This is a genomic window from Nostoc sp. DSM 114161, assembly GCF_052692665.1.
This window is the reverse complement of record NZ_CP195141.1, coordinates 487,123-501,679: the sequence shown is the minus strand read 5'-3', so window position 1 is coordinate 501,679 and position 14,557 is coordinate 487,123. Positions and strand designations below refer to the sequence as shown.

The following is a 14,557-nucleotide window of genomic DNA, read 5'->3' as shown; positions in this document are numbered from 1 at the left end:
GCAAAAATATTCAGCAATTTCTCGGTTATTTTTAGGTGGCTTAATAACTTAGAAAGATACAGGTAATACGATGATATTTGTCAAAAAATACACTAAATATGACATCACAAAACACAGCCCAAACGAGAACTCGTGTGCTTTTAGCTTTGTGGGATTTGGGAGGAATTCAGCAGCAAGTAAGTAAAGGTCTACTCACAAAACGAATTGTATCTAAAACTAAAAAGGTAGCAGATTATCAAGGCATATTCGAGGAATTACATAATCAAGGAGCGATCGCAATTTCCAAAAAGGGATATTCTCTGATATCTCCCAAGGGTTTAGAGGCATTGGGTGAGGGTTTGAGGAGTGATGGTTTTAAGTTTGAAGGGACAATTGTCGGAACTTGGGCGGCGAATGCGTTGGTGAAGTGGATTAGCCAGATTAATGTTGCGGGAAGTAGTACAAATGTAGCAGTTAATGGGAAGAGTAGGGCGATCGCTTCTTACGACGAGTTTAAGTCAGCGGCGTTGGAAGTGTACGACAAGTTGAACCAAAACTACAACTTAGACGATCTAGTGCCAATTTATCGCATTAGGAGAGAAATAGGCGATCGGGTTAGTCGTGAAGATTTCAACACATGGCTGCTAGAAATTCAGGAGAAAGATATTTTGCAACTTCAGGGTGGAAGCATAGAAGATAGCGCTCCCGACAAGATTGAAGATTCCATTACTACTAAAGTCAGTGGATTACGCTGTTATGCTAAACGCCTCAATGTTTAAACTAAGCTCCTCGGTTTTTTCCGCTTTTATTTCTTAGTCATTATTTTCAGGATAACTACAATTATGAGTAATTCTTTCTCTTCATATTCGGACATCAATAAAGCTATTACAAATAATAACCCATTTGATAGATCATTAGTAGTCAGAAATCATGATATCTGGAACAAAAATTTTCCAGATGTCTCTTCAATAAATTCTCATGTATCAGATGCTGTCTTTCAGGCAATAGAGCAAATATCCACAGGAAAACGTTCAGTTATTGGTATAACTATTAAAGCTGAAAAAGGGCTAGGTAAAAGTCACTTAATGAGTCGGATTCGTCACCATATTCAGGGTGAAGGCGGTAGTTTTTTTGTCTATATGAGCGAAGTTGACTATGGCGACTTAAACAAAATACATTCTAAATTTCTAAACACATTGACATCTAGTCTAAAACAGATTGGTAATCAAAGTGTAATGCAATGGCAAGAGTTGGCAACTACTTTAGTCAATGAAGTATATAAGTCAAGCTACACTCCTCAAGAGTTAATGAAGCGATTTCCTGGGGTTTTAGCTCAACATCCTAAAATAGTTGATGCCTTGACTGCTAAAGTACTGAAACTCAAGCCAAACATTGAAAATCCTTATTTGATTCAGGCTATTCTATGGACACTTTCTTTAGATAAAGCTTCATTTGCAATTAATTGGCTTAGTGGCAGAGATTTGGCACAGTCACAAGCTGATTCTATGGGATTACCTAATACTAGTCAAGACGATAAAGAAGCTGAAGCATTCCAAACTGTATGCCAAATTATCGACTTAATTGGTGATTATAGGACAATAGTCATCTGCTTTGATGAGTTAGAAAGCGTCAATTGTAATGAGCAGGGTTTTACAAGATCGCAAGTTATTGCTCTGTTTGCAAAAGATATATATAGCAAAATTAAACGTGGAGTCTTAATTCTAGCTATGTTCGATGAAACTTGGACACAACAAGTTAAAGTTGTGCCACAAGCAGATTCGGTTATTGATAGAATTGGTGAAAAGAAATTTGATTTAAGGCATCTTAATAGTGATGATGTAGTAACTCTTGTCTCGCACTGGCTAAAAGAGTTTTATGATAGAAATAATTTAACTCCACCTCATGCTGTCTATCCTTTTGATGAAAATAACTTACGAGAGCTTGGTAAAGAAAAACCAATAGTTAGAAAGGTTTTACAGTGGTGTACAAATAATTGGAATTTGCCTGGTGGCTTACGGACACAAGTCGATCCACTACATAAAATTGAAAAAGCTTTTAATAAAGAACTTACAGCACTTGATAACACAATAGAAAATTACTTTGAAGACAGTAGTACCATAGCTGATGCTATACGTTTTTGTTTATTAACTCTAAAAGGGAAAACTCTAGAAAGAGTAAAAATTGATGAGGTTGAGGAAGTTATAGTTAAAAATGTAGACAAAGGCTACCTTAATTTTAAAATTATTGGTAAGGAAGAGGGAAGAGTGGTCAAAATAGTAGTAGCAGTTGTGCAGGAATCTAGCAATAAATTTGTAAGCGCTGCCTTGAAAAGATTAATAGATTACAAAACATTTGATATGACTCGCGGTTGCTTAATTCGGGCTAAAGATGTGAAATCTAATACTAGAGGAAAAGAATATTTAGAACAACTACTTTCTAAAAACTTAGGAGGAGAATTTATCAAACTTAATATTGAAGATATTAAGCCTCTTTTAGCTATTTTATTTGTTAAACAAGCTTCTAAAGATTATGAAGTTCTTGAGGAGGAAATTTGTCAATTTATAGTTCAACATAAAATTGCAACTGACAACTACTTAATACGTGAAATTTTAAGCGATCCATCTGGTCAAATTCCCAGTGGATTAATAAATGAAGAATGTCTTTCTGAAACTCAGCCTATACAAGATAAAAATATGACTAAAGAAGTAGATGCTATGCTCGATAATTTACTGGTTAAACTTGGTTTATGAGTAATTTAATTTTGCTCAATACAGCCTTATGTCTACCCGCTCCTGACGTTGAAGCATTGCTACAGGGTCGAATAATTATAGCTCTACCACAGACATTTATTCATCCAGGGCGTTCTTTTGCTCTCTATCCGTCTGCAACTTCAATTAACGTGTTACCCGATGGACAATACTACAAATCAAATTTATTAACGGTTACCCAAAAAGCTATTACTCAAATAAGTTCTGAAACAGTCTGGATTAAATCCTGGGGTAAATGTGAACTGTGCCAAATTCTAAATAAATCAGAATCATTAGAAGCTTTGTCACAATTAAATATTTGGACAATAAAAGGATTACAACAAATTTTGCTACAAAGGAAGCATATCTTTCTTGCTTATTTGCGTGTCTATTTGTTGTCTCAGCCAATTGAAATACCTGTGAATCCACAAAGCCAGTTTATGGGTTTACCTCATCCGTTAAAGGTATCTGTTGATTTACCAATTTTAACCGATCGCACTTTCGCCCAACGCAAGCATCAACTAGAAAACCTACAGCCACCACTGCATCCTGAACTGGAAGAATTACAAAGTGCCATCGCACAATTATCTCATACAAACTCAGCTGCACAGCAACTAGATGATGACATCAAAATTTTTCTAGGTTGGAATACTAGAAAATTAGAAACTTTAGCCGATTCAGATTTAGTTTGGATTCAAAAAATTGCTGAAGTTGGAAACTCTAGCGACGGACATACATTTGAAAAATTAGTTCGTAGAGGATTACTAAAATTAGGCTTTACAGGCTCAGGTTTAAATGCAGATGCAACTGGTGGCGCAGGAGGTATGGATTTTTATGCTGAACAACCTTATCCAATAGTAGGAGAGTGCAAGGCAACTAAAACTGAGAAAGTTACTGATGGGACACCTGCACAGTTATTAAAAATAGGTATGAACCATCTAGGTAAATTTCAATATGAAAATTGTATTAAATTGATTGTAGCCGCTGGAGAACTAAATTTTTACGCTCTAAGAACAGCAACTGAAAATCAAATGAATGTTATTAGCCCTGAAACTCTACAAAAACTTGTTGCACTGCAAGCATCCTATAAAAATTCTATCAATTTATTAGAACTAAAAGAGTGTTTGCAACAAACTCCTTTTGGTTTAGCTGAAGAGAAACTTAATAATTATATTGATAAAGTTGAACAATCTATAAAGTTGCGATCGCAAATTATTACAGCAGTCAAAGAACTTTCTGAACAAGATGACGACAATTCAAAAGCTACACACCAGAATTTTACAGTTACAGAAATTCGCGTTCATTTCAATGCTACTCATAACCCGAAATTAAATGATGAGGTAGTTCACGATTTATTGATAGAACTTTCTTCACCATTAACAGGCTATTTAGGAAGAATTAAAGGTAGTGATTGGAGGGGCGATCGCTTTTACTTCCTGCGGGATTTATCAATAAACTTTAAATAAGTATAAATAGAAATAATATGTCGCTTCATCCTTGAGCTTCTCTTACTTGACGCAGTTTTTCTCGCAATTGTTCAACTACAACCTCTCCATCAATACCTTGCCCTTTATCTAGTTGTTCAATAGCGACCTCAACTTTTTCCCGCGTTTCTTCAACCCATTGCTGATAACCTTTTTCCCACTCTAATAACAACTTCAGTGCGTCTAGCAAGTTCTTCTGGCGATAAACTGCGTTCTGGAAAGATTCTCCCCCGACGTGCAGGTTGTTTTGCAGTTGATTCTGTCATGGTTTAACCTTACCTGTTGACGTTGCTTTAACTTTCTTTAACTTTATATTATGGGAACTAACAACGAAGGATGGCGAATCTAAGCATCGCTATGTTGAATTTTTTCTCAGTGTTTTTGATTTTAAGTGATAAACTTTACAAAAATTTTATACTTAGCTACTGTGTATTTTCATTTACAATAGATAGTCAACTAAATACTGTCGAAGAGTCTTCTTATACTTACTACACTGGTGTTTATTAATTACAATCCAGTAGCAAGTTTAAGACTTAGGAAAAATGAGTCATGTATTATCAAATTTGGAACTTTTTTCTTCAAGAAGATAAATATAATTATTGGAAAGACAGAATAAAAGTTCACAAAAGTTTTAACAGAGTTACATGGCAAAAGATTATTGATTTTTTGTCGTTGGTTGAGCAGACTTTTGCACTCAAATATCGACTAGCAGAAACTGATAGTCTTGAGCCATTTCTGAAGTTAGCAACAGAGAATGGTTACAAGCTAACAGCAGATGAACTTGCATGGTTTTTAATTACCAGAAAACAGATTTGGGATCTTTTTGATTTGGCACAAAAAACGCCGTCTCTTAAAGAGCAATTGCTCACTGCTAAAAGTCCACACCATTTTGTCAACATAGCTGCGGAGAACAACTATTACTTTTCTGTAGATGAATTAGCTTGGCTGTTAACTGAAATCAAATCGTCGTCAGAATTAGTATCAATTAACAATAGTGTTGGTGAGATTCTAACGGTCTCAAATTACGGCAGGATTGAAACAGGATACTGGATTTGGCTGGCAGAAGACTGGGGAATTGTAGCGCCATTTTGTCATCGCGATAAGCCAGGTACTTTCTTATCTCAAAATATCAACAATCCTTTTTTACCCGATCGCTGTTTCTTACCCAAGAGCTACTTTAACCAACGCCTAATGGCAATTCATAATTAAAATAATGAGTTTTCCATTATACAATCAAGCATCCTAGACTGAAGATATGTCTTCTATCTAGGATGCTTCACAATAAAAAATTGTTGCAGATACAACAATTATCGACAAAATGTAATATCTGCACTAGAGTTATCAGCCAGCAGAAACCGTCAAATTGCTGGGTTTATGAAGATCGCCTTGCAAAACCACACCGCGCTGATTGGTATGGAGATGACGCAAAATCTTATAAATCGCTTCAACTTGCTCTGATGCACCAGCCTTTTCGGCGAGTTCTTCTAAAGAAAGGGGAGCTTTTTCTTTTTGTAGCACTGCTACTACTCGTGTTTGTAAGTCAAGAATACCGGCGGCGGCTTTTTTGCCAGCTTCTACCCCTGGTTGATGGTAGGCGTTGATGTTGACCAAGCTAGCATACAAACCAACAGCACGTTCATACAAAGCAATTAACGCGCCTACAGTTCGGGCGTTAACTTGGGGAATAGTGACTGTAATCGAATCGCGGTGATTTTCATAAAGTGCTTGTCGGGTTCCTTGGAGAAAACCAGAAAGATAATCGCCTGATGTCACTCCCGGATCTATTTCTGCTGATGGCCCTTGACGATCTTCCAGAACTTCAATGAAGGTAGCAAAGAAATTCGGCACGCCTTCGCGCAACTGCTGGACGTAAGCATGTTGATCTGTTGAGCCTTTGTTACCATAAACGGCGATGCCTTGATGGACAATGTTGCCGTCTAAGTCTTTTTCCTTGCCCAAGGATTCCATTACTAGCTGTTGCAGATAACGGCTGAATAACAATAGGCTGTCCTTGTAAGGTAGAACAACCATATCTTTTTCACCCTTGCCATTGCCAGCAAAGTACCAAGACAATGCAAGCAAGGCTGCTGGGTTATTTTTCACATCTGGGACGCGGGTAGCGTCATCCATTTCTTTTGCACCTTGCAGCATGGCGCGAACATCAATGCCTTGCAGCGCTGCTGGTACTAGTCCCACAGCAGACATTTCTGATGTGCGTCCTCCCACCCAGTCGTACATGGGAAACCTAGCCAACCAGCCTTCCTCTTTCGCTACTTTATCGAGGTTGCTATCAGGGCTGGTAATAGCTACCGCATATTGAGCAAACTCCAAATTATGGCTGGCGTAGGCTTTTTTAACTTCAATCATGCCATTGCGAGGTTCTGGCGTTCCCCCAGATTTGGAGATTACCAATACTAAAGTACTGGCAAGATTGTTTCCCAAATGATTGAGAATGCGATCGATACCTGCCGGATCGGTGTTATCAATAAAGTGAATTTTCAGCGGCGGGAAATCAGACGCCAAAGCTTCAGCGACGAATTCGGGGCCGAGGGCGGAACCACCAATACCAATAGAAATAATATCCGTGAAACGGCTCGCTGTGGGAGGATGAATAGCACCTGTTTGGACTTTTTCCGCAAAAGCTTCGATTTGTTCTAGGGTTTGGACAATTTCTTGTGTAAGTTCTGGAGTTGGCGCCAAATCGGGATTTCGCAGCCAATAGTGTCCAACCATGCGGTTTTCATCAGGATTTGCGATCGCACCCTTCTCCAGTTGAGCCATATCCGCAAACGCCTTGTCAAACTTCGGCCGCAACGACTCCACAAAGGCATCATCGAACCGCATTCGACTCACGTCTAAGTACAGTCCCAATCCCTCGTGGAAATATAACCAGTTTTGGTATCGTTGCCAAAGTGCCCTAGCATCCATAGGGAAATCTCAAGTAAAGTGTTTTTCAAAAACCAGTTTAATGGAAGGTTATAGCGATCCCTGCCTAGCGTTATACAGTTTACAGTTTTAAGTGTTCGCTTAACTCTTTCCCTTAAACATCTGGCATAGGGATGACACGCAAAAATTTCACAATTCCACCCCTAATTTCTATACCAATCAAATAATTATCCAGAGTGAAGCGATGAAAAATCCCTTCACTATCAAGCTGTCGTAGTTCTTTTAGTCCAGTCAGCTGCCACTTTTGGGCAAACTCGGTAAAAACAAAATCATACACCCGCTCGTAAGCAGCAGGTTCTAAATTTTTTAGGTCTAGCAAAAAAGACCTTGCATAGCGTACTTCCACACTCACTAGGGGTTATACCATTTTGGATTTTAAACTTCGGCTTACCTCGACTTCGTTCGGCACAAGTCGCTCAGTCGAGCGATTTGGAATTCTCAATTGTGTACTCCTGCAAACAAGCAAGCTACGCATACTGCTACGAAATCAAAAGCACTTCTGCATCAGAAAAACATTAACAGTCGTATTGCTTCGTCATGGGTTAAGATGTCCCACGGTTGCTGCGATCGCTTCACTTTTTGTATGGCTTTAAGCATATAAAAGTCACAATGTAAAGCTTCAAGAACGTTCCAAATGCTTTGCAAATCGTCGTCCGCTAACTGCTCGATTAAATGATGCATTCTCAGTCGCAGTAAATTCATACGTTAATTTTTCCTCATACGCAAACACCAACAATAAATAGTATTCCCAAAAAATTAGTCAGGCTTAACGACAATATTTTGGGTTTTGAATTGGGAATTGCTTTTGTAGAGACAAGGAAATAGGGAACAGAGGAAAGAAAAAACAGGCTTATCTGAACTGCATTGTGCTATATCCGCCTAACCAAGCGTACAAGACAGTATAGGAAGATAAAATTTCAGCTTCTAAGGCTCGACGTTGACCTTCTGAGGCTCAACGTTGACCTTCTGAGGCTCGACGTTGACCTTCTGAGGCTCGACGTTGACCTTCTGAGGCTCAACTTTGACCTTCTGAGGCTCAACTTTGACCTTCTGAGGCTCAACTTTGACCTTCTGAGGCTCAACTTTGACCTTCTGAGGCTCGACGTTGACCTTCTGAGGCTCAACTTTGACCTTTTGAGGCTCAATTTTAGTCTTGAAATAAATTATCCAATCCCAATATTGTGGGGTGGACATCTTGTCCGCCCTTGTTTCCGGGCGGGCGAGACGCCATCGGTGTCAACTTAAGCTCAAACTCTTGCCCCACAGGCATTTTACCCCACCCCCAAACCCTCCCCTTGCTAAGGGGAGGGGAGGTTTTGCGCCAGCAAAACCGGGGTGGGGTAACGCGGATCTTGATGGTAAGTGAGTAGAACTCGCTCATCACGTTTTCACCAGGGTTTCACGTTAAGTTGACACGTATGGCGAGACGCCCACCCCACAAGAGAAGTTCAATTTTTTTATTTGGAAACCCCTTAAATCTTCTCAAGAGGACTAAACTCAATCAATGGCTGGTGCGATCGCAGTCTACAAAACGCGAACTTAAAATAAAAACCTGTAAAATCTATTTCTTAATGATAGATTGAACACACTCCTCACTCTTGTACAGACGCGATGAATCGCGTCTCCCAACTTTTAACTATTTAATATGGTTGAATATCTCATTTTCTTAGCAATTTCTACAGCCAGTTTTGCCCTATTCGCTCTCGGACTGAATCTACAATGGGGTTTCACGGGGTTGATTAACTTTGGTCATGTCGCTTTCATGACCTTGGGAGCATATACAACTGTGTTGTTAAGCTTAAAGGGCGTTCCTTTACTAATATCGACGCTCCTGGGAGCAATCGTAGCCGCTTTGTTGGGTTTGATAATTGGTTTTGCGACTCTGCGCTTGCGGGAAGATTACCTAGCAATTGTCACCATTGGTACAGGAGAATTAATTCGTTTAGTGGTGAATAATCAAGAATTACCTGTAGGTAATTCTTGGGTTTCTGGGGCGTTTGGGGTACAAAGTTATCCCATACCCTTCTCGACACAGCCGAGTTTGTTTTTGAGATTAGTAATGATTGGACTGTTAACGCTGGTAGCTGTCGTCACTTTCTTAACTTTGTGGCGATGGATTCGCACTACTCAAGTATCTCGCACTACTGATTTAGGTCAAAGGACGACTAGCAAACAGGAATTTGCATCGCGTTTGGGAGTGGGAATTTTGTTAGCAGTTTTGGCAGCAGCAATTTATATTTCTGGGGTAATTGGATTGTATAATTACAACCCAAAAGCAGGTTTGATGCTGGTGCTGCTGTTGGTTTTAGCATTGGTATTCTGGCGATTAGAAATTTTAGTGCGATCGCCTTGGGGTAGAATTCTCAAAGCTATCCGTGAAGATGAAGAAATTCCCAAAGCATTAGGTAAAAATGTGTTTTGGTATAAATTACAATCTCTCATGCTTGGGGGTGCGATCGCTGGTATCGCCGGTGCTTTCTTCGCTTGGCAACTCAGCGCCATTTATCCTGATAATTTCCAACCCCAGCTGAGCTTTGATACTTGGATTATGGTAATTTTAGGCGGTTCTGGGAATAATATCGGCACAATCTTAGGCGCGGTAATTTTCTTTGCTTACGATGCCATCACGCGAGAAGTTTTGCCGAGAATCGTACCCCTTGATGAAGCACGTTTGGGTGCATTTCGCATCATGGTAATCGGATTTATTTTAATGCTACTGATGATTTGGCGTCCTCAAGGTATCTTAGGGAAAAAGGAGGAACTCACCCTTGGTAAATAACCAATCATCACCACTTCCTCTGCTAGCAGCCACTGGACTTTCTAAAAGTTTTGGTGGTATTAAAGCAGTTAATGAAGCAAAAATCGAAGTTGCCAAAGGCAGCATTACGGGTTTAATTGGCCCCAATGGTGCTGGTAAAACTACTTTATTTAATTTACTCTCCAACTTCATCCGCCCAGATAAAGGGCGAGTAATTTTTGACGGCGAACCCATTCACAATTTGCAACCATATCAAATTGCCCAGCAAGGAGTAATACGCACTTTTCAAGTTGCACGCACTCTCTCGCGGTTGTCGGTGTTAGAAAATATGTTGTTAGCGGCGCAAAAACAAACCGGTGAAAACTTTTGGCAGGTACAGTTACAACCGCACATCGTCGCCAAGGAAGAAAAGCAACTCCAAGAAAGAGCAATGTTTTTATTAGAATCGGTTGGTTTAGCAAAAAAAGCCCACGATTACGCTGGCGGTTTGTCTGGCGGACAGCGCAAGCTGTTGGAAATGGGACGCGCACTGATGACTAATCCCAAGTTAATTTTGTTGGATGAACCAGCAGCAGGAGTAAATCCGAGATTAATTGATGATATTTGCGATCGCATTCTCGCTTGGAACCGCCAAGATGGAATGACGTTTTTGATTATTGAACACAATATGGATGTGATTATGTCATTGTGCGATCGGGTTTGGGTACTTGCCGAAGGACAAAATTTAGCTGACGGTACGCCAGCAGAAATTCAAACCAATCCCAAAGTTCTCGAAGCTTATTTAGGAAAATAAAGTTCTATTGGCTTTCTCTTCCACATAGGAAGAGAGGCTTTTATTCTTGCTCTTTATTGTTTTGTTAAATCTTTGAAAATTAGGGTAGTGTTAAAATTAAACTGAATTTGCACATCAGAAAACAAGTTTTATGTCAATGATGACAATCAAAGATTTAGAACGAGTTCAAACCGCTTTTTCTGAAGCAGGTTTATATTACCAACTGGAACTCGAAAATGGGAAAATCTCAATTATGGGCCCATCAGATATCGTATCCAGTGAAATTAGTAGTCGTCTCATCGCTTTTCTCTTTGCTTGGGTGAATCCTCGTCGTTGATGAACGTAATGGCAATAGATTTATTCAAAAATCTCGTCGGTTATGGGTTCGTTCTGGTTGGCATCCTCCTCAAGAAGATTCATGTCAGGAAAGTTAAGATTAATACGCCAATAAACCCCATTTTCTCGCTGCATCAACTGGTAGCCTATCAATTCCCGTCGTAGGGTAGCGTAATCAGGATGATACTGCTTAAGAACATCATTAACTGCGCGTTCTGGATACTGAACCTCAATCTCAAATCTGTTGGCTAACCACTTGAGAATTACTAAGCGCTTTTTCCGGCTAGCAGGAATTTCTTTGAGCCGTTGCACGGAGTTTTGCTTACACCCATCGTCTTCGATATAGTTTTTTAGGACTTTGCTTTCCCAAGCTTCACTATCGATGTCTTCTATCAAACTTGTCATTGTATTAGGTATAAAAACTTGTTTGCTGATACTTTGCAAAGCTTCGTTATCTAATAGATACAAATGGCTATTACCATCAGAGCGCATTGTCACCAAATTTAGCTCCTTAAGTTTTGCCAAATGATGGCATATCGCCGATTCTTTGAGTTGGGTTTGTACCGCTAACTCTTCAACACTACATTCCTGATTTGCCAAAATACCTATTATCTTCAATCTACTATCGTCTGCTAACGCCTTGAAAAAGTGCAGCAAGATGTTAATTTGTTCTGCTTGCATAACTTACCTCTAGTTAGATATCTATCTAATTAGAACTATATCTAATTTTAATTGCTTTCACCACTCCCTATTTTTGTACAGACGTGGTTAACCGCGTCTGTACGCGCTTATCAGTCCGAACGCCAATAAACCCCATTCTCTCGCTGCATCAACTGGTAGCCTATCAATTCCCGTCTGAGAGTGGCGTAGTCAGGATGGTAGCGCTTGAGAACATCGTTCACCGCGCGTTCTGGATACTGAACCCCAATTTCAAATCTATTTGCTAACCACTTGAGAATTACTAAGCGCTTTTTGCGACTAGCAGGGATTTCTTTGAGGCGTTGGACGGAGTTATTGTCAAAGACATCGCCATCAAAATAGTTTTTCAATACTTTGTTTTCCCAAGCTTCAGTATCCACCTCGTCAATCAAAGAAGCAATTTGCTCAGGTGTAAAAATTTGCTTACTGATGCTTTGCAAAGCGTCGCTATCCAACTGGTACAGGCGGCTATTCCCCTCAGGGCGCATAGTCACTAAACTGAGTTCCTTAAGTTTGGCTAGATGATGAGATACTGTCGGTTCCTTGAGTTGCAATAACACAGCTAATTCTTCAACGCTGCACTCCTGGTTCGCCAGAATACCTACAATCTTCAATCTGCTTTCGTCTGCTAAAGCTTTGAAAAATCGCAGCAGGGTCTGAAACTGTTCTTTCTCCATAATTTGTTATAATCAAATTAGATCTCAATCTAATTAGAAAAAAATCAAATTAGCTCTGCTGTCCTCTTCTGATACAGCATTGCCTTATCTTAGCTAATTGTGAATTAATGTTAATTCTTAGATTTTTTTCGTAGAAAATTGAGATTTCTTAAGTTGTTCTTTACATTTCGCCATGACACGTCCCTCATCAATTAGGAACAGAAGAAGAGGGAGTATCCTGCAACAGGGTACTTCACTTGTACAAGCAGCGAGATTTTTGGGTGTAGACCAGAGTACTTTATACATGGCTCTGCAAAGAGGACAAATTCCCACTACTAGAAGAAATGGGCGGACTGTAGTTAGCCAAGGGGCTTTGATGGACTATAGAGCTAGAACCAGACCACTTTTATAGTTCTTGATTGAGTAGAACACAACTTCGTAGGGGCAAAGCGCGTAGTTCATTGGCGTCAACTTCAGAACAGAAAGTCCAAATTTTTTGGGTGTCAGCTGAAAAATAAAAAGGTAATCTCCTAAATTTATTTATGGAGATTACCTTTTTACTTTTTAAGTAATATCATTCACTACAAAATTTTAAAATATGCTGAGCAGTGATTTGTGGTTGTTCTAAGTGAGGAAGATGTCCGCAATCTTGAATCCAGGTCAAGGTACTTTGTGGAATTGCTCTTTTAAATCTTATGGCATCTTTAGTACCCAAAATTTTATCGGAATCGCCCCATAAAATTAACGTTTCTTGCACAATTTGTGAGAGTTTTTTAAACCTAAAAGCATTATAACCACCGCTTTTAGTGAAAGCAATCAAAGCTTGATGCCAATTCGGCATTTGTAGGTGCAATGCAGCACAGTATAAAGCATCCAAAGAGGCAAGACTTTGATTTTTATATCCAATGCGGGCAACGCGATCGCGCACTTTCATACTGCTCAAAAACTGAGTTGCTAAATAATCCAATGGCGGAAACATTAATTTACTTAATGGCGAACCGCCCGCCAAACCAGCACTATCAATTAACACTAGCTTCTTAACTACTTCTGGGTAAGTCAAGGTGAAATCAATCGCCGTTGCACCCCCCATTGAAGCCCCTACCAAAATTATAGGTTGGTTAATCAGGCTTTTCCAAAAATAATAAAGATGGGTTTTAATTGCAGTTGGGCTATAGGCAATTCCTGAAAGTCTATCTGTAAAGCCAAAACCTAACAAATCTACTGCCCAGGTTTCATTGTTTCCAGCAAGCAATGGCAAAAGCCGACGAAATTCTAATACAGAACTATCAAAACCGTGAATTAATAAAATAGGAGTTCCACCACTCCCTTGCTTGACATAAGCTGTGGTTATTGTTTGATTACTTAAAGGCGTCGTGAGAGCAGTTGTTTGAATACTCCGAGCCAGAGCGATGGATTCTGGTTCTGTTAGTTGCTCAACTACTGTAGGAAGAAAATTTGGAAACATAAATATCAGTTTATCGTACTAGGTCACTTCCAAACATCGCTGATTTTGTTAAACCACAAAATTACGCAGACTAATATTATTAATTAACATTTTTAATCTATAAAACATAATTCAACTTGAAAAATGATTGCTACATGTAGATTCATACAACCAAAAACCAGAAGCCAATTATCAATCCAAAATCCTAAATAGTATACCTCCCTACTCCCTACTCCCCACTCCCCCAACCAAGGATTAAAGAAAGTTTTCCAAAATGTCAAAATTGGAGCTAAACCCACGTACAATAAATATCACTTATTATTGACTCAGGAGCTAATGCCATGCCGATGGCGGTTGGCGTAATTGAAACTTTAGGTTTTCCCAGTGTCTTAGCCGCAGCAGACGCAATGGTAAAATCTGCCGCAGTCACGCTGGTGTATTATGGTCTAGCTGAAAGTGGTCGCTTTGTAGTCGCCGTCCGGGGACAAGTTGCTGAAGTAAAAAGAGCCGTTGCACAAGGTATTGATGCTGGAGAACAAGTAAAGGCTGAAACAGTAATCACCCACTACATTGTTCCCAATCCCCCGGAAAATGTGGAAACTATATTACCAATCCATTTCACTGAAAAATCAGAACCTTTCCGTATGTTCTAAGCAATTTCGCCATCAAAATCTGTAGCGAAGCTTCGTACAATTAATTCGTCGCGCCACATATCGTTTATTCATACAGGAGATTA

General features: G+C 39.5%; 16 protein-coding genes and 1 pseudogene. 9 read left to right on the top strand and 8 right to left on the bottom strand.

Annotated features, from left to right (window positions below; all coding sequences use genetic code 11):
• Nucleotides 1–98: 98 nt before the first annotated feature.
• The 3 genes from NSTC745_RS02285 (at nt 99) to NSTC745_RS02275 (ending at nt 4,192) form a co-directional block, all read left to right on the top strand.
• Nucleotides 99–758, top strand: a complete 660-nt coding sequence (locus NSTC745_RS02285) for a hypothetical protein (protein WP_445635701.1) — start codon at nt 99–101, stop codon at nt 756–758.
• 63 nt (nt 759–821) lie between these two features.
• The gene (locus NSTC745_RS02280; RefSeq protein ID WP_445635700.1) at nt 822–2,729 is read left to right on the top strand and encodes a P-loop NTPase fold protein; all 1,908 of its coding nucleotides are present in this window, start codon (nt 822–824) and stop codon (nt 2,727–2,729) included.
• Nucleotides 2,726–4,192, top strand: coding sequence for a DUF1802 family protein (locus NSTC745_RS02275; protein WP_445635699.1), 1,467 nt, complete (start codon nt 2,726–2,728; stop codon nt 4,190–4,192). Before NSTC745_RS02280 ends, NSTC745_RS02275 begins: the two co-directional genes overlap by 4 nt.
• Before the next feature lie 25 nt (nt 4,193–4,217).
• On the opposite strand, the pseudogene NSTC745_RS02270 reads toward NSTC745_RS02275, so the two are convergent.
• Nucleotides 4,218–4,391 (bottom strand): annotated as a pseudogene (locus NSTC745_RS02270) (type II toxin-antitoxin system ParD family antitoxin); the annotation flags it as partial.
• A 368-nt stretch (nt 4,392–4,759) separates the two neighbouring features.
• On the opposite strand from NSTC745_RS02270, the gene NSTC745_RS02265 reads away from it, so the two are divergent.
• Nucleotides 4,760–5,419, top strand: coding sequence for a Nif11-like leader peptide family natural product precursor (locus NSTC745_RS02265; RefSeq protein ID WP_445635698.1), 660 nt, complete (start codon nt 4,760–4,762; stop codon nt 5,417–5,419).
• A 132-nt stretch (nt 5,420–5,551) separates the two neighbouring features.
• Here the strand turns inward: NSTC745_RS02265 and NSTC745_RS02260 are convergent, their stop codons facing one another.
• The 4 genes from NSTC745_RS02260 to NSTC745_RS02245 all read right to left on the bottom strand — a co-directional run bounded on the left by NSTC745_RS02260 (nt 5,552) and on the right by NSTC745_RS02245 (nt 8,350).
• Entirely contained in the window at nt 5,552–7,138 is a 1,587-nt protein-coding gene (locus NSTC745_RS02260) for a glucose-6-phosphate isomerase (RefSeq protein ID WP_445635697.1), read from the bottom strand.
• 112 nt (nt 7,139–7,250) lie between these two features.
• On the bottom strand, nt 7,251–7,508 hold the full coding sequence (locus NSTC745_RS02255) for a cytotoxic translational repressor of toxin-antitoxin stability system (RefSeq protein WP_096536793.1): 258 nt from the start codon (nt 7,506–7,508) through the stop codon (nt 7,251–7,253).
• Between the two features lie 152 nt (nt 7,509–7,660).
• Complete coding sequence (locus NSTC745_RS02250; protein WP_190955988.1) at nt 7,661–7,858, bottom strand: hypothetical protein; 198 nt, start codon at nt 7,856–7,858, stop codon at nt 7,661–7,663.
• Between the two features lie 222 nt (nt 7,859–8,080).
• Nucleotides 8,081–8,350, bottom strand: a complete 270-nt coding sequence (locus tag NSTC745_RS02245; RefSeq protein WP_445635696.1) for a hypothetical protein — start codon at nt 8,348–8,350, stop codon at nt 8,081–8,083.
• Nucleotides 8,351–8,801: 451 nt separating this feature from the next.
• Here NSTC745_RS02245 and NSTC745_RS02240 point away from each other — a divergent pair, with 451 nt between their 5' ends.
• From NSTC745_RS02240 to NSTC745_RS02230, 3 genes are all read left to right on the top strand, one after another.
• On the top strand, nt 8,802–9,935 hold the full coding sequence (locus NSTC745_RS02240; protein ID WP_445635695.1) for a branched-chain amino acid ABC transporter permease: 1,134 nt from the start codon (nt 8,802–8,804) through the stop codon (nt 9,933–9,935).
• Nucleotides 9,925–10,707: an ABC transporter ATP-binding protein gene (locus tag NSTC745_RS02235; RefSeq protein ID WP_096536797.1), complete on the top strand. Its 783-nt coding sequence runs from the start codon at nt 9,925–9,927 to the stop codon at nt 10,705–10,707. The genes NSTC745_RS02240 and NSTC745_RS02235 overlap by 11 nt, the downstream gene beginning before the upstream one ends.
• A 136-nt stretch (nt 10,708–10,843) precedes the next feature.
• Nucleotides 10,844–11,023 (top strand): hypothetical protein, encoded by a 180-nt coding sequence (locus tag NSTC745_RS02230; protein ID WP_445635694.1) that lies wholly within the window; start codon nt 10,844–10,846, stop codon nt 11,021–11,023.
• A gap of 20 nt (nt 11,024–11,043) precedes the next feature.
• On the opposite strand, the gene NSTC745_RS02225 is transcribed toward NSTC745_RS02230, so the two are convergent.
• Nucleotides 11,044–11,703: a DUF2087 domain-containing protein gene (locus tag NSTC745_RS02225; RefSeq protein ID WP_445635693.1), complete on the bottom strand. Its 660-nt coding sequence runs from the start codon at nt 11,701–11,703 to the stop codon at nt 11,044–11,046.
• 110 nt (nt 11,704–11,813) lie between these two features.
• A complete protein-coding gene (locus tag NSTC745_RS02220) occupies nt 11,814–12,398 on the bottom strand; it encodes a DUF2087 domain-containing protein (protein ID WP_445635692.1) in 585 nt (194 codons plus the stop codon).
• Between the two features lie 172 nt (nt 12,399–12,570).
• Here NSTC745_RS02220 and NSTC745_RS02215 point away from each other — a divergent pair, with 172 nt between their 5' ends.
• Nucleotides 12,571–12,789, top strand: coding sequence for a helix-turn-helix domain-containing protein (locus NSTC745_RS02215; RefSeq protein ID WP_096536801.1), 219 nt, complete (start codon nt 12,571–12,573; stop codon nt 12,787–12,789).
• A gap of 162 nt (nt 12,790–12,951) precedes the next feature.
• Here the strand turns inward: NSTC745_RS02215 and NSTC745_RS02210 are convergent, their stop codons facing one another.
• A complete protein-coding gene (locus tag NSTC745_RS02210) occupies nt 12,952–13,842 on the bottom strand; it encodes an alpha/beta fold hydrolase (protein ID WP_445635691.1) in 891 nt (296 codons plus the stop codon).
• Between the two features lie 320 nt (nt 13,843–14,162).
• Here NSTC745_RS02210 and NSTC745_RS02205 point away from each other — a divergent pair, with 320 nt between their 5' ends.
• On the top strand, nt 14,163–14,474 hold the full coding sequence (locus tag NSTC745_RS02205) for a carbon dioxide-concentrating mechanism protein CcmK (RefSeq protein ID WP_096536803.1): 312 nt from the start codon (nt 14,163–14,165) through the stop codon (nt 14,472–14,474).
• Nucleotides 14,475–14,557 lie beyond the last annotated feature (83 nt).

What these genes read in the sequence shown, in the direction of transcription:
- NSTC745_RS02215 (WP_096536801.1), top strand. Translation starts at nt 12,571, where the DNA reads ATGACACGTCCCTCATCAATTAGGAACAGAAGAAGAGGGAGTATCCTG.
- NSTC745_RS02250 (WP_190955988.1), bottom strand. Translation starts at nt 7,858, where the DNA reads ATGAATTTACTGCGACTGAGAATGCATCATTTAATCGAGCAGTTAGCG.
- NSTC745_RS02285 (WP_445635701.1), top strand. Translation starts at nt 99, where the DNA reads ATGACATCACAAAACACAGCCCAAACGAGAACTCGTGTGCTTTTAGCT.
- NSTC745_RS02220 (WP_445635692.1), bottom strand. Translation starts at nt 12,398, where the DNA reads ATGGAGAAAGAACAGTTTCAGACCCTGCTGCGATTTTTCAAAGCTTTA.
- NSTC745_RS02210 (WP_445635691.1), bottom strand. Translation starts at nt 13,842, where the DNA reads ATGTTTCCAAATTTTCTTCCTACAGTAGTTGAGCAACTAACAGAACCA.
- NSTC745_RS02230 (WP_445635694.1), top strand. Translation starts at nt 10,844, where the DNA reads ATGATGACAATCAAAGATTTAGAACGAGTTCAAACCGCTTTTTCTGAA.
- NSTC745_RS02205 (WP_096536803.1), top strand. Translation starts at nt 14,163, where the DNA reads ATGCCGATGGCGGTTGGCGTAATTGAAACTTTAGGTTTTCCCAGTGTC.
- NSTC745_RS02260 (WP_445635697.1), bottom strand. Translation starts at nt 7,138, where the DNA reads ATGGATGCTAGGGCACTTTGGCAACGATACCAAAACTGGTTATATTTC.
- NSTC745_RS02245 (WP_445635696.1), bottom strand. Translation starts at nt 8,350, where the DNA reads ATGTCCACCCCACAATATTGGGATTGGATAATTTATTTCAAGACTAAA.
- NSTC745_RS02225 (WP_445635693.1), bottom strand. Translation starts at nt 11,703, where the DNA reads ATGCAAGCAGAACAAATTAACATCTTGCTGCACTTTTTCAAGGCGTTA.
- NSTC745_RS02265 (WP_445635698.1), top strand. Translation starts at nt 4,760, where the DNA reads ATGTATTATCAAATTTGGAACTTTTTTCTTCAAGAAGATAAATATAAT.
- NSTC745_RS02240 (WP_445635695.1), top strand. Translation starts at nt 8,802, where the DNA reads ATGGTTGAATATCTCATTTTCTTAGCAATTTCTACAGCCAGTTTTGCC.
- NSTC745_RS02280 (WP_445635700.1), top strand. Translation starts at nt 822, where the DNA reads ATGAGTAATTCTTTCTCTTCATATTCGGACATCAATAAAGCTATTACA.
- NSTC745_RS02275 (WP_445635699.1), top strand. Translation starts at nt 2,726, where the DNA reads ATGAGTAATTTAATTTTGCTCAATACAGCCTTATGTCTACCCGCTCCT.